This is a genomic window from Bacillus sp. CZDM1 (genome assembly GCF_055502545.1).
Window position 1 is genome coordinate 86084 of sequence record NZ_JBUESO010000002.1, and the last position, 17961, is coordinate 104044.

At 36.8% G+C, this 17961-nt stretch carries 19 protein-coding genes; 15 read left to right on the forward strand and 4 right to left on the reverse strand.

The features are described 5' to 3' along the window. The first annotated feature begins 94 nt into the window (after nucleotides 1-94). From ACY3XC_RS04945 to ACY3XC_RS04955, 3 genes are read left to right on the forward strand one after another with little or no spacing between them, the layout of a single operon-like run. A complete protein-coding gene (locus ACY3XC_RS04945) occupies nucleotides 95-946 on the forward strand; it encodes a VOC family protein (protein ID WP_464867538.1) in 852 nt (283 codons plus the stop codon). 16 nt (nucleotides 947-962) lie between these two features. After that, nucleotides 963-2024: an LLM class flavin-dependent oxidoreductase gene (locus ACY3XC_RS04950; RefSeq protein WP_464867539.1), complete on the forward strand. Its 1062-nt coding sequence runs from the start codon at nucleotides 963-965 to the stop codon at nucleotides 2022-2024. Between the two features lie 24 nt (nucleotides 2025-2048). Beyond that, entirely contained in the window at nucleotides 2049-2681 is a 633-nt protein-coding gene (locus ACY3XC_RS04955) for an NAD(P)-dependent oxidoreductase (protein WP_464867540.1), read from the forward strand. A 70-nt stretch (nucleotides 2682-2751) separates the two neighbouring features. On the opposite strand, the gene ACY3XC_RS04960 is transcribed toward ACY3XC_RS04955, so the two are convergent. Next, nucleotides 2752-2934, reverse strand: a complete 183-nt coding sequence (locus tag ACY3XC_RS04960) for a hypothetical protein (RefSeq protein WP_464867541.1) — start codon at nucleotides 2932-2934, stop codon at nucleotides 2752-2754. 93 nt (nucleotides 2935-3027) lie between these two features. Further along, nucleotides 3028-3351, reverse strand: a complete 324-nt coding sequence (locus tag ACY3XC_RS04965; RefSeq protein WP_464867542.1) for a BC1872 family protein — start codon at nucleotides 3349-3351, stop codon at nucleotides 3028-3030. A gap of 257 nt (nucleotides 3352-3608) precedes the next feature. Here ACY3XC_RS04965 and ACY3XC_RS04970 point away from each other — a divergent pair, with 257 nt between their 5' ends. From ACY3XC_RS04970 to ACY3XC_RS04985, 4 genes are all read left to right on the forward strand, one after another. Beyond that, complete coding sequence (locus tag ACY3XC_RS04970) at nucleotides 3609-4559, forward strand: hydroxyacid dehydrogenase (RefSeq protein WP_464867543.1); 951 nt, start codon at nucleotides 3609-3611, stop codon at nucleotides 4557-4559. Nucleotides 4560-4680: 121 nt separating this feature from the next. Beyond that, a complete protein-coding gene (locus tag ACY3XC_RS04975) occupies nucleotides 4681-5019 on the forward strand; it encodes a UxaA family hydrolase (protein WP_179159906.1) in 339 nt (112 codons plus the stop codon). Nucleotides 5020-5022: 3 nt separating this feature from the next. Further along, nucleotides 5023-6177, forward strand: coding sequence for a UxaA family hydrolase (locus tag ACY3XC_RS04980; RefSeq protein ID WP_179159905.1), 1155 nt, complete (start codon nucleotides 5023-5025; stop codon nucleotides 6175-6177). A 96-nt stretch (nucleotides 6178-6273) separates the two neighbouring features. Next, nucleotides 6274-7344, forward strand: a complete 1071-nt coding sequence (locus ACY3XC_RS04985; RefSeq protein WP_179159904.1) for an Ldh family oxidoreductase — start codon at nucleotides 6274-6276, stop codon at nucleotides 7342-7344. Between the two features lie 63 nt (nucleotides 7345-7407). Here the strand turns inward: ACY3XC_RS04985 and ACY3XC_RS04990 are convergent, their stop codons facing one another. Together ACY3XC_RS04990 and ACY3XC_RS04995 are read right to left on the reverse strand one after the other, a co-directional pair. Beyond that, complete coding sequence (locus ACY3XC_RS04990) at nucleotides 7408-8103, reverse strand: FadR/GntR family transcriptional regulator (RefSeq protein WP_464867544.1); 696 nt, start codon at nucleotides 8101-8103, stop codon at nucleotides 7408-7410. Between the two features lie 180 nt (nucleotides 8104-8283). After that, nucleotides 8284-9354: a YeiH family protein gene (locus tag ACY3XC_RS04995; protein ID WP_464867545.1), complete on the reverse strand. Its 1071-nt coding sequence runs from the start codon at nucleotides 9352-9354 to the stop codon at nucleotides 8284-8286. Between the two features lie 291 nt (nucleotides 9355-9645). On the opposite strand from ACY3XC_RS04995, the gene ACY3XC_RS05000 reads away from it, so the two are divergent. From ACY3XC_RS05000 to ACY3XC_RS05035, 8 genes are all read left to right on the forward strand, one after another. Continuing rightward, on the forward strand, nucleotides 9646-10638 hold the full coding sequence (locus ACY3XC_RS05000) for a TRAP transporter substrate-binding protein (RefSeq protein WP_464867546.1): 993 nt from the start codon (nucleotides 9646-9648) through the stop codon (nucleotides 10636-10638). 21 nt (nucleotides 10639-10659) lie between these two features. After that, entirely contained in the window at nucleotides 10660-11229 is a 570-nt protein-coding gene (locus tag ACY3XC_RS05005) for a TRAP transporter small permease (protein ID WP_464867547.1), read from the forward strand. 16 nt (nucleotides 11230-11245) lie between these two features. Continuing rightward, complete coding sequence (locus ACY3XC_RS05010) at nucleotides 11246-12520, forward strand: TRAP transporter large permease (RefSeq protein WP_464867548.1); 1275 nt, start codon at nucleotides 11246-11248, stop codon at nucleotides 12518-12520. A gap of 513 nt (nucleotides 12521-13033) precedes the next feature. Further along, the gene (locus ACY3XC_RS05015) at nucleotides 13034-13933 is read left to right on the forward strand and encodes an alpha/beta hydrolase (RefSeq protein WP_464867549.1); all 900 of its coding nucleotides are present in this window, start codon (nucleotides 13034-13036) and stop codon (nucleotides 13931-13933) included. Nucleotides 13934-14127: 194 nt separating this feature from the next. After that, on the forward strand, nucleotides 14128-14610 hold the full coding sequence (locus ACY3XC_RS05020; protein WP_179159863.1) for a polyhydroxyalkanoate biosynthesis repressor PhaR: 483 nt from the start codon (nucleotides 14128-14130) through the stop codon (nucleotides 14608-14610). Nucleotides 14611-14626: 16 nt separating this feature from the next. Continuing rightward, the gene (locus ACY3XC_RS05025) at nucleotides 14627-15700 is read left to right on the forward strand and encodes an alpha/beta fold hydrolase (protein WP_464867550.1); all 1074 of its coding nucleotides are present in this window, start codon (nucleotides 14627-14629) and stop codon (nucleotides 15698-15700) included. A 137-nt stretch (nucleotides 15701-15837) separates the two neighbouring features. Further along, complete coding sequence (locus ACY3XC_RS05030; RefSeq protein WP_179159861.1) at nucleotides 15838-16248, forward strand: VOC family protein; 411 nt, start codon at nucleotides 15838-15840, stop codon at nucleotides 16246-16248. 218 nt (nucleotides 16249-16466) lie between these two features. After that, nucleotides 16467-17600, forward strand: a complete 1134-nt coding sequence (locus tag ACY3XC_RS05035) for a zinc-dependent alcohol dehydrogenase (RefSeq protein WP_464867551.1) — start codon at nucleotides 16467-16469, stop codon at nucleotides 17598-17600. Nucleotides 17601-17961 lie beyond the last annotated feature (361 nt).

The following is a 17961-nucleotide window of genomic DNA, read 5'->3' on the forward strand; positions in this document are numbered from 1 at the left end:
ATAACAATAATACACTTACTTACATAAAGTAACTACATGTTATTTGTTTTTAGCTGACAAATTATCATAAGAAAATGACTCAAGGAGGGGGTTTATGGGATTTCACACAAAACCAACTACATTTGTGGGGCATGTCAAAATTAAGGTAGAAAATTTAGAGCGTTCATTAAAATTTTATCAAGATGTTCTTGGTTTCGATATTTTGGAGCAATCCATTTCAACGGTAAAACTAACAAGTGATGGAAAAACAAGTATTTTATCACTTGAACAACCTGACAATGTCATTCCAAAACAAGGAAGAACAACAGGTTTATATCATTTTGCTATCCTTTTACCAGAAAGAACGGATTTAGCCAATATTGTGATTCACTTGGTGAACAAGGGGATAAAATTTGGGTCTTCCGATCACCTTGTAAGTGAGGCATTGTATTTAAATGATCCAGATGGAAACGGTATTGAAATTTATATCGATCGGGAGCCTTCTAAATGGAACTGGAAAGGCGAAGAAGTGGGTATGACAGTGGACCCGCTAGATTTTGAAAATCTATTGACTACTGTTAAACCAGGTGAAAAGTGGCAGGGTATGCCGGAAGGAACGGTAATGGGTCATATTCATTTACACATTTCTGAATTAAGGAAGACGGAACAATTTTATGTAAAAGGACTTGGATTTGATGTTGTCAATCGATATGGCGTGCAGGCGCTATTTCTTTCCGCTGGAAAGTACCACCATCATATTGGGCTAAATACATGGAATGGAGCAGGGGCACCAACGCCTTCCTTAAATAGTGTAGGTTTAGAATCTTTTACACTTATTTTGCCTAATGAAGAAGTACGTAATCACGTAGTATCTAATTTGAAAAAGATTGGTGCTAATGTAATGGAAGTAAACCATTCTTTTATAACTTATGACCCCTCTGGAAACAAAGTCGAGTTAGCAGTATAGATAAGGAGGACTCACAGTGTCTACTAGTAATCATAACGGCATTGAAATAGGAATTTATACACTTGCTGATATCGGTCCGGATCCCTTGACGAACAAAACGATAACTCCCAAACAACGAATGAAGGAAATGATACAAGCGGCAAAGCTTGCGGATGAAGCTGGTTTAGATGTTTTTGGGGTAGGGGAACATCACCGTTTGGATTATGCTTCCTCTTCTCCTGCAGTCATTTTAGCTGCTATTGCACAAGCAACAAATCGAATTAAATTAACCAGTACTACAAGTGTGTTGAGTACGCTTGACCCAGTTCGCTTATTCGAGGATTTTGCCACATTGGATTTGCTCTCAGATGGTCGTGCAGAAATCTTGGCTGGCCGAGGAGCATTTATAGAATCATTCCCGCTTTTTGGATACAGTACCAATGATTATGATGAGCTTTTTTCTGAACATATGGAATTGCTATTGCAGCTAAATAAAAATGAACGAGTCACTTGGTCGGGTGATTTTCGTTCTCCCTTAAGGAATGCAGAAATTTCACCACGACCTATACAAGAGCAAATACCGATTTGGATTGGTGTTGGCGGGACGCCTGATAGCGCCGTCCGTGCAGGGAAATTTGGAGTTGGAATGGCCCTGGCCATTTTAGGCGGAGATCCATTGCGTTTCAAACACCTTGTGGATCTTTACCGTAATTCGGGAATGGAAGCAGGTCATTCACCGGATGTATTAAAAGTGGGTGTAACAGGCCATGCTTTCATTGCTGAAACTACCCAGCAAGCCAAAGACGAGTTCTTTCCTTATTATTCAAACTATTGGTCCTATGTGAATCGCCAAAGAGGAATGGGAACAAGGATGTCAAGGGCCGACTTCGAACATATGGCAAGTCCAAATACCGCTTTGTTCGTAGGAAGTCCGCAGCAAATTGTCGAGAAGGTTCTTCATCAGCATGAGCTTTTTGGCCATAGACGTTTTCTAGCGCAAGTGGATATAGGCGGATTACCTTTTAATAAGGTAGCCAAAAATATTGAATTATTGGCAACTGAGGTTGTTCCATTGATAAAAAAGGCAACAAGCAACTAAATTATATAATTGGAGGAAATCATTATGAACATCGCAGTAATTGGAGCAAGTGGAAAAGCAGGAAACCTGATTTTGAAAGAAGCAGGAAATCGGGGACACAACATAACAGCTATCGTAAGAGATGTATCTAAAGTTCAAGATAAAAATGTTGCAGTGATTGAGAAAAACGTATTCGATTTAACATCAGATGATTTAAAAGCGTTTGATGTTGTTATTAATGCCTTTGGAGCGCCGCTTGGAGAGGAACAAGCTCATGTGGATGCGGGCCATGCTTTAATCGAGGCGTTAAAAAGAACAAGTACAAGATTAATGGTTGTCGGGGGTGCGGGAAGTCTTTTTGTCGACGAGAACAAAACAGTTAGAGTAATCGATACTCCTGAATTTCCGGATATGTTTAAACCAACTGCACAAGGTCAAGCAAGGAACCTACAAGAATTACAGGAGACTTCTGATATAACATGGACGTTTATCAGCCCTTCTGCTATTTTCAATCCAGAAGGAAAAAGAACGGGATCTTATCAGTCAGGGAAAGATCATCTTCTTGTTAATTCAAAAAATGAAAGTTATATCAGCTATGCTGACTTTGCGATCGCGGTGGTAGATGAAGTTGAAAATCCTAAGCATCTTAATGAAAGATTTACTGTTGTTGGTGAATAATCAAATGGTTAGGATTAGAAATTAAATTTTCCTATGTAAAGAGTCCTAAGACTTTCATGTCTTTGGACTCTTATTTTTTACCTTCATCATCAGGGTCCATTTGATCCCAGCGAGGTTTTCCTTCACGTTCAAGCTGATCATTCAAAGCTTGCCACGATTTTTCAATTTCTCTATCTAGCTCAATTTTGGAATAAATCATATCAAATAGTACAGTAGCAATTAAACTTCCAATAATCGCCCAAATATATATCATAGTAGTAATCTCCTAGGTAATAATATCTACTGGATTTTAACATATATTTAGGCATTTGACAGTTGTTTTAGTAAAATGGAGGAATTTCACATATTAGCACAGTGTGCTCCAGATTCTAGTGGTATTGGCGACGGAGTGTTGTTCAATGATGGAATAGGCTGCATTGGTAATCGCTTGTGCTAATGTTTCACCTTTCGCGCGGATATTATTAAAGCTAACTTCGGATTCTCCAGCTGTTGAAAAAGTAAACCCGAAATCCTCTAGTCTTTTAACGATTATCATGGCATGTTCAAGATTTTGCTCAGGTTGAAATTCAGAATCATGAATGAAAATACCCTTTTCATAATCAAACCAGCGGTCCCATCTATTTAGCTTCCAACCAAGAATTCTCCGTGCGATTGAATCTGTTTTGTTCATTTTCATTACCCCTTTTCTCAATGTTATATAACAGGTTTATTATTATTAGTTATTATATAACACAACAAATAAAACGACCACAATTTTTTATAATTTTTTAATGTACATTATTTTTATTCTTTTAAAAGGGGAAGAAATTGACAAAAAAGAGCAGATTTATTTGAATAAATTGGTTGGGTCACTGTACCATATGTATTTAAAATGGTATTATATAAATTAAGAATTTACAAAAAATTAAGACAAAGGAGAGATTGTTAATGAGAATACTAATAACAGAAATTATTTGGAATGAGGGAGTAGAGGAACTGGTTAAACAAGGACTAGAAGTGGATTATGATGAGAATTTATGGGGAAATCGTGAAAAATTGCTCCAAGTGGTGAAGCACTATGATGCAATTATAGTCAGGAATCAAACGAAAGTAGATCAAGAGCTTTTAGAGGCTGGAAATCGCTTAAAGGTAGTTGGTCGTCTTGGGGTCGGTCTAGATAATATAGATACAATTGCAGCAAAGGCAAGAGACATTAAAGTTATTTACGCTCGTCATGCAAATGCTACCTCAGTAGCTGAATACGTAATGGCTGCTATGTTAAGTGCAAATAGACCACTTCATCTAGCAGATTATGATATTAGAAAAGGGCATTGGAATCGAAAAAAAAATACAGGTGAAGAACTAGCTGATAAGACATTAGGCTTAATTGGGTTAGGAGAAATATCTCACCGTGTCGCTAAAAGAGCAAACGCTTTTGGAATGAAGGTAATTGGATTCGACCCGTTTATCACTGAGTATGACCATATCGTTTCTGAAACGGGTGTCCAGGTAAAAGACTCTTTAGAAGAATTATTATCGGTATCGGATTTTGTTTCCTTACATGTTCCATTAACCGCCGCTACAAAGTATCTAATTTCTGAAACGGAACTAAATAGGATGAAACCTTCAGCCGTTATTATTAATACCTCCAGGGGTGGAATTATTGATGAGAATGAACTATCTATCGCTTTAAATAATCATACCATTGCTGGAGCATTTCTAGATGTCCTCGAGATAGAACCAATCTCACAATCTAATAGACTTTTGTCATGTGAAAGAGTCATTTTGACGCCGCATATTGCTGGATTGACGAATGAATCACAGATAAGAACCTCTTTATTAGTGGCTAAGGAAGTAGCAAAAATCTTAAAAGGAAATCCTTCTTTATGTACGATATAACCATTTAATTAAAATATTTTGAAAATTTGAATATTATTATTGACTATTAATGGTTTAGGTGGTTTAATAAGGATATACCAATTGGTTGGGTCACCCAACCAATAATAAAGGAGGCTATATAATGAGCAACAATAGTCAATCAAGCACTTTGACTGAAAAGCAGGAATCAACCCCTGTAAGTACTCATAAGTTTTTAATCCATCATAGAGGTGATCATGTAGGTGTTGCGACTAGTCCTATTCAAACGGGTGAGAAAGTAGTCGGCATTTATATGGATGATAATTCTGATGTGGTAGTAACTGCTAAGGGAGATATTCCATTAGGTCACAAGATTTCTTTAGTCAATTTAGACTGTGGAGAGCCTGTCTTAAAATATGGTGTTCAAATCGGCATAACTACAGCTAAATGGGAAGTCGGCGACTATATTCACACTCAAAATATTAAAACGGCGAGGTGGTAAAAAATGACACAACTTTTTGGATATCGCAGAGAAAATGGTAAGGTTGGAATTCGTAATCATGTAATTATTTTACCTGTAGATGACATATCAAACGCAGCTTGTGAAGCAGTAGCAAACCAAGTAAAAGGAACTATGGCTCTGCCACATTCTTATGGCAGACTTCAATATGGGCCGGATCTAGATTTGCATTTTAGAACAATGATTGGAACAGGGTCTAATCCAAATGTAGCAGCCGTTGTTGTTATCGGGATTGAGGAAAATTGGGCAAAGAAAATTGCTGATGGTATTGCAGACACTGGTAAGCCAGTAACCTATTTCTCTATTGAAAGAAATGGAGACTTAGAAACAATTCGGGCGGCATCTTGGAAAGCGAAAGAGTATGTTCAATGGGCTACAGAACTGCAAAAAGAACCAATCGAATTAAAAGATTTAACAATTAGTATTAAATGTGGTGAATCTGATACGACAACTGGATTGGGTTCTTGCCCAACTGTATCTCAAGCTGTTGATCGGGTAGTAGATGCAGGAGCAACCGTATTCTTCGGGGAAACATCTGAATTAACAGGTGGAGAGCACCTAGTTGCTCAGCGTATGGCAACTCCGGAACTGAAAAACAAATTTATGGATATCTACAATGATTATATAGGTGAAATTGAATCGAAAGGTGTCGATTTATTAGGATCCCAACCGACTCAAGGAAACATCGCAGGCGGGCTTTCGACTATTGAAGAAAAAGCACTTGGAAATATTGCAAAGACTGGTACAAAACAAGTAATTGGCGTACTGGAGCCTGCTGAAAAACCTGTAAATGGAAATGGTCTATACTTTATGGATACTTCCTCAGCCGCTGCAGAATGTATTACATTAATGGCTGCTGCTGGTGCTGTACTACACTTGTTCCCTACCGGACAAGGAAATATTATCGGTAATCCTATTGAACCTGTGGTTAAAATTACTGCAAACCCAATTACTGCAGGAACGATGAGTGAACATATTGATGTTGACGTGCAAGGTTTGCTTTCTCGTCAGATTTCTTTAGAAGAAGCTGGAGATAAGTTAATGGAGATGATTGCTCGTACTGTTAATGGTCGTCTCACGTGTGCAGAGGCATTAGGACATAGAGAATTTGTCATGACAAAATTATATAGAAGTGCTTGATCTTTCTCTCCCTACACTTTTATGCGTAGGGAGATAGCTTTTTTAGCCACTAAGTTTTGTATGTAGAAATTAGACAAAATTTTAAGGAGTATATGAATGAATACTTATAGTAATTCTGATCTTAAGGTGTTTTGTGAAGATGTATTAGTAGGTATGGGTATGACTAAACAGAATTCTTCCGTGGTAGCTGATGCCTTAATTAGAGCAAATCTAGAAGGTGTTGATAGTCATGGAATCAGCAGACTCCCTATATATATCAAACGTTTCCTCGATAAAAGGATTAATCTAAATCCAAACCTCAAAATGGATAGGAAGACATCTTCTGTTCTTTTAGTAGACGGAGATAATGGATTGGGGCATGTAGTTAGTTATCATGCTATTTTAAAAGGGATTGGAATGACAAAGGATAGTGGTATTACTGCAATAGCTGTTAAGAATAGCAATCATTTTGGAACTGCTTCCTATTTTTGCCAATTAGCATGCGAAAATAACCTTGCCTGTATCGGATTTACAAATTCTCCTCCAGGCATTGCTCCTTGGGGTGGAAAGAATGCTTTTTTTGGTACGAATCCTATTGCTTTTGGCTTTCCTACAAAGAATGATCAGCCTGTTATCATAGACTTATCGACAAGTATTGTAGCAAGAGGGAAGATTATTTTAGCTGCTAAACAGGGGAATAATATCCCTGAAGGGTGGGCAATTGATGAACATGGCCAGCCAACAAACGATCCTGAATCAGCTTTAAAAGGATCTGTTTTGCCATTAGGTGGACCAAAAGGTGCAGCCTTAGCATTAGCGGTGGAAATTCTGACTGGGATCCTATCAGGTGCAGCTTTTGGTCCTCATGTAAAAAATATTTACGATGATAATGAAACAGAACAAGCAAATGTAGGTCATTTCTTTATTTTGATGGACATTGAGAAGTTTATGGATTTAAATAGCTTTTTCGAGTTAATTGAAACCCTTTTAGGTGAGATGAAGGATATTCCTAAAATACCAGGAACGAATGAAATTAGATATCCGGGTGAAAGAAGAAAGAGAGATAGAGAGCAACGGCTAGTGGAAGGAATTCAACTATCGGCAAATGTCGAAGAGGAATTAATCAAATTAGGCAAGAACTTTAATGTAAGGTTTCCTATACCTGCTACCCTGGAGAAAATCCAATAAACGTAATAAAAGCTGTCTGTGGTTAGGACGTATGAGAGCCCTTAAACAGATCAGCTTTTTTATTTATTTCGTTGTGGTGGCCTGGGTAATGGATTGCTCAACACTACCTAAATGTTCTTTCATATATTGTTGTGCAAGCGGTATATCTTTTTGTTTCATCGCCTCTAGAATTTTTGTATGCTCTTGAACTGATTGTCTGACTCGACCGGGAATTTGAATGGACTTCGTTCGAGATTCTGATAGTAAATCAATTAAATAATACATGAGTCTTACTAACACTGCATTTTTTGAGTTATTCGCTAAATTTATATGAAATTTATGATCCAACTCCGCAAGACGATTATAATCAATTCTGCCATCTAGGATCTCATTCGCTTCATTAATAATTTGTTCTAACTCATTAATTTGTTCAACATTTGAATTTTCGATTGCCCATTTTACGGTCGATTCTTCGAGAATTTGACGAACAGCGAAAAAGTCTTTGATTTGATCGGAGGAAACAAAAAATGCTTCGGCCATTTTTTGAATTTGATGTTCGGGTGAAGCAACAAAAACCCCTGTACCATGTTTAGCAGTAAGGTATCCATAGGCTTCAAGAATTTTATAGGCTTCCCTCACCGTATTTCTACTTACGGAAAGCTCTATACCCATATCCCTTTCACCTGGAATTTTTTCCCCAGGCTTATATATTCCATCTTGAATTTTTTTCTTTATGCTATCGGCTACTTGTTCAGAAATACCTTTTCTATTAAGTTCCATAGTAATCTTAACCCCCAGTTACATTCGAATGGTTTTATTTATCTTTATAAAAAAAATACCGTATTCCATTGGCCCAACCTTTTTATTAAATCATCTCATAAAGGGATTTTCAAATGTAATTACAAAAATCACTTTATATGATTTAAATATGTTAAAGCTGCCTCAATTGAGGCAGCATTCCTACATTTTTGTGAAAAGAAATCCTAATAAAATTAACGCTGTTGATCCTATCGTTCCGGTAAGAAGAACTTTACTATTTAGCTTTTTAAATTCTAAAAAATTCACGCTCAATCCTAAACCAGCCATCGCCATTGATAATAAGAAGATACTTAAAGCAATTAACATTTGAGTAATGGTTTCGGATAAAATACCGACTGTATTGACAAGACACATTAGTAAAAAACCAAATATAAACCATGGAATAGGTAAATCCTTTAACTTACGTTTTTGTGTTGGAGCATCAGGGTGCTTTTTATTAAATAATGCTGCTAAAATAAACGCAACGGGAATCAGAAGCGCAACACGGCCTAATTTTACAAGTAATGCTGTGTCACTGCTTATGTCACCTCCAGGAGCAGCTGCTGCTATTACATGTGCTAGTTCATGGAGAGTAGCCCCTGTTAATAATCCAAAACTGTATGAGTCTAATCCAAGAAAAGGGTATAAAAATGTGTAAACAATGGTTACGACGGTTCCCATTATGGCGATAAATGCTACGGAAATTGCGGTCAACTCTTTTTTCGCTCCGATTAATGGAGCTACTGCTACAATAGCAGCAGCTCCACATACGGCTGTTCCTACAGCAATCAAAGCTGAAAGATGGCGGTCAATGGAGAAAATCTTACCGAGGTACATCATGACGATAAGTGTGAAGGTAATAACTGCAATGTCTATTAAAATAATAGAAAAACCAGCTGAAATGATTTGTTCAATATTTAATCGTAATCCCATTAATATAATCCCGGCACGAAGTAAAGTTTTACTGCTAAATGTAATTCCACTATCAGAACCTGCTGGAACATCCATTAATCCTTTCCAACTCATACCTAAAAGGATGGAAATAATCATCACACCCATTACAGAAAAAACAGGAATTTTCGCTATTAGCCCAGATAGCAGTGCCAGTACCATTGTTAAGAGTAAACCTTGTATCCATCCCTTTTTATTTTTTAGGGATTTGATTTTTTTGTAGGAATAAAGAGGAATCGAATTACTTTTTTCTTTTATTTTTTCCATAGCTAAATTACTCAATCTTCTACCTCCTTTTAAAAATTTCAAAAACCCTGAGTTAATATTGGTTGGTGCCATTGGTTAGGTGACCCAACCAATATTGCATACTATTATTAAATCATTTTAAAATGAACTAATCAACAAAATTATTAATCTTAAATAAAAAAAATAAAAAAAGATTGATTTTTGAGAAAATTAAAAATAAAATGAATATATTGGTTGGGTGACCGTACCTTGGGAGAAGGGGGACAGAGGATAGTTGTTACACCTTAAAATATGAAAAGGCTTACAATTACCGTGGGAGGTTGTTAAATGAAAAGGTTTATTTCCATTTTAATTTTTATGGTGATCTTGTTCATAAGTGGATGCTCCAATGTAACAAGCAAGGAAACGAAGGCCGAATATATACTTAGGTTGGGACATTTGCAAACAGTGACTCACCCTTACCATAAAGGAGCAACAAAATTTAAGGAACTTGTAGAAAGTAAATCTGATGGAAAAATACAAATTGATATATTCCCAAGCAGTCAACTGGGGAATGGTAGAGATCAGATTGAGGGAGCTCAAATTGGTTCAATACATTTCCATATAGGATCTGTCGCTCCTGTTACAAACTTTGCTCCTAAGTTTAATGTACTCAATATCCCATATTTATTTGAAAGTCGTGAGCATGCATTTAAAGTTCTTGATGGGGAGATTGGAGAGGATCTTGCGGACAATTTACCAAACAGAGGCTTAATCAATCTTGGTTTTATGGAAAACGGTTGGAGGCATATGACAAATAATAAACAACCAATAAAAACGAGTGTGGATGCGTCTAGTTTGAAAATTAGGGTACAAGAATCACCACCATATATTTCCTTTATTAAAGCGCTTGGATCAACTCCCGTACCAGTCCCATTTGGAGAACTTTATACTGCTCTAGAACAAAAAGTTGTAGACGGGCAGGAAAATCCGCTTGCTCAAATTTATTTAAATAAGTTTAATGAAGTACAAAAGTATCTAACATTAACCGCCCATAATTATGATGCAGCTGTTTTTATTATGAGTAAAACCACATTTGATACCTTACCTGCAGAACTTCAAAAAGTTGTGAAAGAATCTGCGAAAGAAGCTATTAAATACGAAAGGAAAGTTGCATTAGAAGATGAGAATGAGCTATTAGAGAATTTACGAAAAACGGAGATTGAAATTGAAGAAAACCCTGATTTAAACTCCTTTAGAGAGGCCGTTAGACCTGTATATAAGGAATTCGAAGAATCTATTGGTAAGGAATTATTCGACAAAATAGAAGCTTTAAAATAAAAATGTGGAGGTGGCTGTGAATTGAAAGAATTTATGGAGAAAACGAGTATAACAGTTAATAAAGCCAGTCAAGTTGTCATATTTGTATTTTTTGTTACTGCCTTCTTGTCTACTGTTTATCAAGTATTTTCACGTTTTGTTTTGCAAAGTGCTTTTGTTCAAAAAATTCTTCCAATGGTCGATTTTTCTGTATTTAATTTAACTTGGATTGAAGAGCTGATTCGTTATTTGTTTGTTTGGATTGTCTTTTTGGGAATTGGAGTTGTTTACAAGAGCAAGGAACACGCACAAGTAGAAGTTTTACATCATTATTTACCCAAAAAGTATAAAAGTAAGTTATTAATACTTATCGAAGTAATAAATTCAAGTTTATTCCTATTTTTAATCATTTTTGGTTCAAGGATATTAAAGTTTACTAGTCAACAAATTTCTCCTTCAATGGGGCTTAATATGACCATAATCTACGGAGCAGTACTTATCTGTTTCATAATTTGCCTCATCCATTCTTTAGTTAATTTAGTAGGATTGGTAATTTCTAAAAGTGAAATTACTAGTGTCGAAGTTACCGGGGAAGGTACCAATATAGGATAACAAAGGAGGAGTTTCAATGACAGTAGCTATTGTAGTTCTGATAGTATTACTAATATTAATGATGATAGGTGTCCCAATTGCTATTTCTCTCATTATGGCCTCTGTTGCGGGTTTTCTGTCCAGCATCTATTATATTCCATTGGAAGTAATTCCTCAAAGACTAATAACTTCAGTAGATTCGTTTCCACTCCTAGCCATTCCCTTTTTCATGCTTACGGGTGAATTAATGATGTCAGGCAGCATGGGTCGAAGAATAGCAGGATTTGCTTTTGCAGCAGTTGGTTGGGTACGAGCTGGGTTAGCACAAGTTTCTACATTAACCAGTATGTTTTTTGCTGGGATTTCTGGATCTGGGGCTGCGGATACAGCAGCTGTTGGGAAAATGATGATTCCGATGATGGAAAGTAAAGGATATGATAAAGGGTTTGCTGCTGCAACGGTTGCAAGTGCGGGTACGATTGCAGTTGTTATTCCACCTTCCATCCCAATGATTGTTTATGGAGTAACTGCGGGGGTCTCTATCGGGGATTTATTTACAGCAGGAATTGTTCCAGGAATATTAATCGGTCTATCTATCATGATGTTAAACTATTGGCTGACAAAAAAGAACGGTTATTCTGAAGAAGCGGGTAAGTTTGAATTTTCGTCATTTCGGAAAACTTTCTTTGAAGGTATATTGGCATTAATTTTACCCTTAATTATTATAGTTGGGATCCGTGGAGGAATTTTCACTCCAACTGAAGCTGGTGCCGCAGCCGCAGCATATGCATTTATTATAAATAAGTTTGTTTATAAAGATATGGATTGGAAGGATATCCCTCATGCATTTTTGAATGCTGCAAAAATGACTGCAATGGTCGTGTTTATTATTGCCGCTGCAAACCTGTTCGGCTGGCTTTTAACTGCTGAACAAATTCCAGCATATCTTACTCAACTTGTTACTGGTATATCTGATAATAGATACGTTATACTCATTTTGTTCAATATCATTTTCTTTATTGCTGGATGTTTTTTGAACGCATCTGCCGCAATTACAATATTAACTCCATTACTTTTACCTATTGCATTGGCAGCAGGAATTGATCCTATCTTTTTTGGGCTTATCATGGTTGTTAATCTTTCTATAGGTTTAATTACACCCCCGGTTGGTTTGGATCTTTTTATAGTAAAAGGTATTGCGAATGTCTCATATGATAAGATAGTAAAATCAATTGTACCTTTTATTTTAGTAATGATCTGTGACCTATTAATAATTACTTATTTTCCAGCACTGTCGATGTTTTGGGTTTAGACCCAATAGTAATTAGTACTTCACTATGTACAAGTCTTCTAAAAAACGGTAGCCTTTCTTAAATATGAAGGTGTCTTCATTTATTGGACCAATAGATGGAGACACCTTTATATTTTCTGGACCGGCATATAAGCAAAATATAGATTAACGTCTGGACTTAACCAATATTAAATCCAGTACATTGGTGGAAATATCCACAAGGTATCCGTGGTTGTCACCCGATCTACTAAATACAATAAACACAAAATCAAGAAAACCTTAGACTATTGAATGCGGACTAAGGTTTTTTACTATTTAGATAGTTTTTTTCAGACCACTTCAGTGCATCTCTTTTGATGGGAAGTTGTTACAGAATAGTTAAAGGGAGAGACATTTAATATGGTTCTTCCGAAAATTGTCATAAGTGACTATTTGCCTAAAAATAGTTTTTGGTAAAATTAGGTGTAAAGACAATTACATATTTTACTAGCTTAGTAGTCATCCTGTATTTATTTTATAAAGGGGAGGATTGTTTTGCCAAGTGTAAGCAGCTATTTTATTAAAAAAGGTATTAAAGTAGGCGCCAAAAAACTTAATTTGAAGGAAAAGGATATTGGTGAAAGCAGGTACGTCATCGATTCATTTGCCCGGAAATTCTCCAAGTTGCCAAAGAACTGTAAGGTTGAACAAATTCAGATTGAAGGAATTTACGCTGAGTGGATATCTAACAATCAGTCGGAGGCAGGTAAGGTGATTCTTTATTTGCACGGAGGAGGATATGGTTATTGCTCAGCAGATACCCATCGATCGTTGGCTGCAAGAATCATGATTGAATCAGGTGTAAAAGTTCTCCTTCCTGAATATCGACTTGCACCTGAACATCCATATCCTGCAGCAATTGAAGATACTCTCACAATTCATCGATGGCTTCTAAAGCAAGGTTATGAATCTTCAAATATCATATTTGCAGGTGATTCAGCAGGAGGGGGCTTATCGGTGGCAGCTGCGTTGGCGCTTAGAGATCAATCTGAAACACTCCCTGCAGCAGTAATTTGTCTGTCTCCCTGGGTTGATTTAACAAGCTCGGGTGAAAGCTACATCGAAAACAAGGAAAAAGATCCGTATTTAGTGAAGGAACTTGTGCGAAAGACCGCTCAAGCATATGCAGCTGAGGAGTCACTTGACAATAGATTGATTTCTCCCGTTTTTGCTGATTTAAATGGGTTTCCGCCATTGTTTATTCAAGTAGGAAGTATTGAAATTTTGTTAAGCGATGCCAAATTATTAGCGGATAAAGCTCGTAAGGCTGGGGTAGAGGTACACTTAAAAGTCTGGGAGGGTATGTGGCATGTATGGCAAATAAGCAATAAACTACCTGAAGCCAAAAAGGCCGTAAAAGAAATTGGGGACTTTGTAAGGCTGTTTTCGCATTGATTGGTGTTTTTCTAAACAATTTTATAAATGTTTTCAGAATCTTCAATTTGGGCTATTGTAAGTTACAATTTTCCAATGTAAAATACAGGTAATAAGTAATGAATGAGTACTCATTCATATTGATAGGAGTGAAGTGGAAACAATCGAAAAACATGTATTGGAGAACAAAAAAAATCAAACAGAGGTGAGAGTTCATGTCCGAAAATAATCCTTACGATTCATTTAGACAAGTAAGTGGAATGTGGGAAAAAGGTTTAAATGGATTACTATTTCAATCCCTTAATAACAACCCATTGATCCAAATAACAAAGGTTGGCATTCAGGCAAATTCTAGATATATAGAGATGTTAAAAAGAAATCGGGAATTAATGGCTAATTATATGAATCTACCAACCAAAAATGATGTAGCCAATGCGGTCAAACAAACCATCCAAGCTGAAGAAAAAATAGATATTCTCGAAGAGCAAATCTGGAATTTACAAGAAAGCTTTGCTTTAGCTACGGAGGAACAAAATAAAATGCTTGCTGAAATAATAGAATTCACCAAACATCTCCATTCAGAATGGCAAAAGGCATCACAGGAGCTTACAAAATTATCTGAAATGCAAAATGAGATTGAGGCAATGAAGAAGCTTTTGCAGAAAGAAAAAAAAGAACCAGTTCTGACAGGAAAATAATGTAAAGGTGGAATAAATGATGGCGGTTAAATCACTAGTAAATATCCCTGTTCTCAATCTTAACACTGAGAAGCAGAGGTGGAACACTATTTATAAAGTCATGAGTGAACCAAAGCCAGAAATTAAGTCTACACCTAGAATAGCAGTCTGGAAAAAAAATAAATCTGTTTTGTGGTATCACCCTGCTCCAGAGAAAAAGTATAAGACCCCCTTGTTTTTGGTGTATTCTCTATTAAATAAAGCGTATATTCTGGATATCTCTGAGGAAGGAAGTGTCGTTGGCAACCTTACAAAAATGGGGTACGATGTCTATTTACTAGATTGGGGTTCTCCTGGCTTGGAAGACAAGGATCTCACTTTAGATAACTACCTTATCGACTATCTGGAAGTTGCGGTAAAACGAACCCTAAGGCATTCAGGTGCAGAAGATATATCTTTGGTGGGTTATTGTCTTGGTGGAATGCTTTCAGCAGTGCTAACATCACTAACAGATCTGCCAATCAAAAATCTCGTTCTGGCCGCAGTACCAGTTGACTACAGCGACGCCATTGTTCCTAATAAATGGGTTAAAGCACTTCAAAACGGGACAATCAATTTTGACCGGTTTGCAGATGCTTACGAAGTGATTCCATCAGAGTTTTTATATGCAATCTTTATGGCGCTCCAAGGATTTAACATCGGACCAATCATTAATCTGGTCACCCGTGCTCACGATCAAAAGTATGTTGATAAGTGGCGGCATATGGACAAATGGATGAATGATGCCGTTACATTTTCGGGTGCAGCATTTAAGCAAATGATGAATGAATTATATAAAGATAACAAGCTTGTAAAAGGAGAAATGAAGATTGGCGGTCAGAAGGTGGATTTAACCAATATTAAATGCAGTACATTGGTAATAACATCTACAAGGGATGAATTAGTGCTAGAATCACAAAGCCTTCCAATCATGGACCTTATTTCAAGTGAAGATAAAACCTATCAGCATGTGGAGGCAGGACATGTATCTCTGTGCCTAACCGGACAGTTTGCTTTTGCGATTGATCCGTGGCTGTCGATTCGTTCCACTAAAGTAAATGAAATCGATTAATGTATCTTTGTTCACAATATTTTGGGTTAGCAGTTCATATATGTCTAAATAACTCTTAAAGGGGTCCATTGAGGGCCTCTTTTAGCATTTTGACTTGCCTTTATTGCCTATGATAGTATCAGCAAGAGGTGAAAAAAATGGAATTTAAATCCAAAAATATCTTTGTCAATCTTCCTGTGAAAGACGTAAACAAATCCACAAACTTTTTCAAGGAATTAGGTTTTGAGTTCAACCCACAATTCTCCGATGAGACTGCATCTTGTATGATTATCTATGACAATATCTATGCTATGATCATGGTTGAAGAACGTTTCAAAGGATTTACTAAAAAGGAAATTGTGGATACTACTACTTCTGCTGAAGCAATTTTCTGCCTATCAGCTGAAAGTCGAGAACAAGTAGATGAGTTAGTAAATAAGGCATTGTCTTCAGGTGGGAAATCCTATAGCGACCCGCAAGATCATGGTTTTATGTATGTATGGGGCTTTCAAGACATAGATGGTCATATCTGGGAAATCGCTTATATGGACGAAAGTGCATTTAATTAAGGATAACTACTGGGAATATGCATTCTATGTAGATAATATGGAGAATTAAACTTGAACATTTAATACGAATCACAGAAGGCTCAGGGCTAAGTGCTCTGAGCCTGAATGATTTAATTAATAATCGTATTAGTCAATTGGATCTCTTTTTAAACATTAGTAGCTATAATTATACCTTTTTGGAAACAATAGGAGTAAATGAATACGAGGGGGATCTGTAATTGAAGGCTGTTACGTATCAAGGGAAACATTCCGTTGCCGTTAAAAATGTGGATGATGCTACTATAGAAGACAAAGAAGATGTGATTATTAAAGTTACCTCGACGGCTATTTGTGGATCTGATTTACATTTGTATCAAGGTAATTTTCCACTTCCCATCGGATATGTTATTGGACACGAACCAATGGGAATAGTAGAAGAAGTCGGACCTGATGTAACGAAAGTGAAAAAGGGCGACCGGGTTGTTGTTCCTTTTACTGTTGGTTGTGGAAAGTGTTATTACTGTAATCATCAGCTAGAAAGCCAATGTGATAACTCGAATCCACATTATGACTCTGGTGGTTATTTTGGCTATTCAGAAAAATTTGGGGATTACCCTGGAGGTCAAGCAGAATATTTAAGAGTTCCCTTTGGCAATTTTACACCTTTTGTGGTTCCAAAGGATTGTGAATTAGAGGATGAAAATTTATTGTTTTTATCAGATGTACTTCCCACGGCGTATTGGAGTGTAATCAATTCAGGGATGAAAAAGGGCGATACCGTCATCGTACTAGGCTGTGGACCGATTGGATTATATGCTCAAAAGTTTGCGTGGTTAAAAGGTGCTAAAAGAGTCATTGCTGTTGATTATCTTCCTTATCGTCTAGAGCACGCGAAACGTGAAAACAAGGTGGAGATCTTTAACTTTACCGAACATGAAGATATGGGGGAAGTTCTGAAAGAAGTAACAAAGGGGGGAGCAGATGTAGTAATTGATTGTGTCGGTATGGATGGAAAGAAGTCTCCGTTAGAATTTATCGAACAGAAATTAAAACTACAAGGCGGTACGCTTGGACCGATCCAAATTGCAACGAAGGCGATAAGAAAAGGTGGTACACTTCAAATCACAGGTGTTTACGGGGGTCTTTACAATATGTTTCCACTAGGTCCGTTCTTTACAAGAAACGTAAACATTCGAATGGGGCAAGCGCCGGCTAGACATTTAATGCTTGAAATTTATGACCTTATTGTAAAAAAGGAAATTGATCCAACCTCAATCATTACACATACCTTGCCATTAGAACAGGCAAGTTTAGGCTATGAAAAATTTAATAATCATGAAGATGATTGCATAAAGGTTATCTTAAAACCATGATGATTCATTTTATTGTGAAGGTTTCTACTTAGAAATTATTATAAATGTTACTCACCATCAGTGGGGGATGAGGAAAAACCACTGATGGAAGTCTTTATTATAGGCTGTTTTCGTATTGATTGTTGTTTTCAAACAGATTTAATTCTAGGATTTTGATAAGGCCGCTGAATATGTCTCGGTTGCCTTCGAATTTACCAAACCAGTTTGAATGCGGCAAGGAAGATTCATCCTTAATCGATGGGATTGAGGACAAATCTCACGAGTCACATAAGGATTAGTCCTTAATCCAGGGTCTTGAGGACAAATCTCACGTGCCGCCATAAGGATTAGTCCTTAATCCAGGGTCTTGAGGACAAATCTC

Coding starts and splice junctions, on each gene's coding strand:
- ACY3XC_RS05025 (WP_464867550.1), top strand. CDS start 14,627: ATGATGGCGGTTAAATCACTAGTAAATATCCCTGTTCTCAATCTTAAC.
- ACY3XC_RS05020 (WP_179159863.1), top strand. CDS start 14,128: ATGTCCGAAAATAATCCTTACGATTCATTTAGACAAGTAAGTGGAATG.
- ACY3XC_RS04985 (WP_179159904.1), top strand. CDS start 6,274: ATGAATACTTATAGTAATTCTGATCTTAAGGTGTTTTGTGAAGATGTA.
- ACY3XC_RS04955 (WP_464867540.1), top strand. CDS start 2,049: ATGAACATCGCAGTAATTGGAGCAAGTGGAAAAGCAGGAAACCTGATT.
- ACY3XC_RS04980 (WP_179159905.1), top strand. CDS start 5,023: ATGACACAACTTTTTGGATATCGCAGAGAAAATGGTAAGGTTGGAATT.
- ACY3XC_RS04965 (WP_464867542.1), bottom strand. CDS start 3,351: ATGAACAAAACAGATTCAATCGCACGGAGAATTCTTGGTTGGAAGCTA.
- ACY3XC_RS05010 (WP_464867548.1), top strand. CDS start 11,246: ATGACAGTAGCTATTGTAGTTCTGATAGTATTACTAATATTAATGATG.
- ACY3XC_RS05000 (WP_464867546.1), top strand. CDS start 9,646: ATGAAAAGGTTTATTTCCATTTTAATTTTTATGGTGATCTTGTTCATA.
- ACY3XC_RS04975 (WP_179159906.1), top strand. CDS start 4,681: ATGAGCAACAATAGTCAATCAAGCACTTTGACTGAAAAGCAGGAATCA.
- ACY3XC_RS04945 (WP_464867538.1), top strand. CDS start 95: ATGGGATTTCACACAAAACCAACTACATTTGTGGGGCATGTCAAAATT.
- ACY3XC_RS05030 (WP_179159861.1), top strand. CDS start 15,838: ATGGAATTTAAATCCAAAAATATCTTTGTCAATCTTCCTGTGAAAGAC.
- ACY3XC_RS04960 (WP_464867541.1), bottom strand. CDS start 2,934: ATGATATATATTTGGGCGATTATTGGAAGTTTAATTGCTACTGTACTA.
- ACY3XC_RS04970 (WP_464867543.1), top strand. CDS start 3,609: ATGAGAATACTAATAACAGAAATTATTTGGAATGAGGGAGTAGAGGAA.
- ACY3XC_RS04990 (WP_464867544.1), bottom strand. CDS start 8,103: ATGGAACTTAATAGAAAAGGTATTTCTGAACAAGTAGCCGATAGCATA.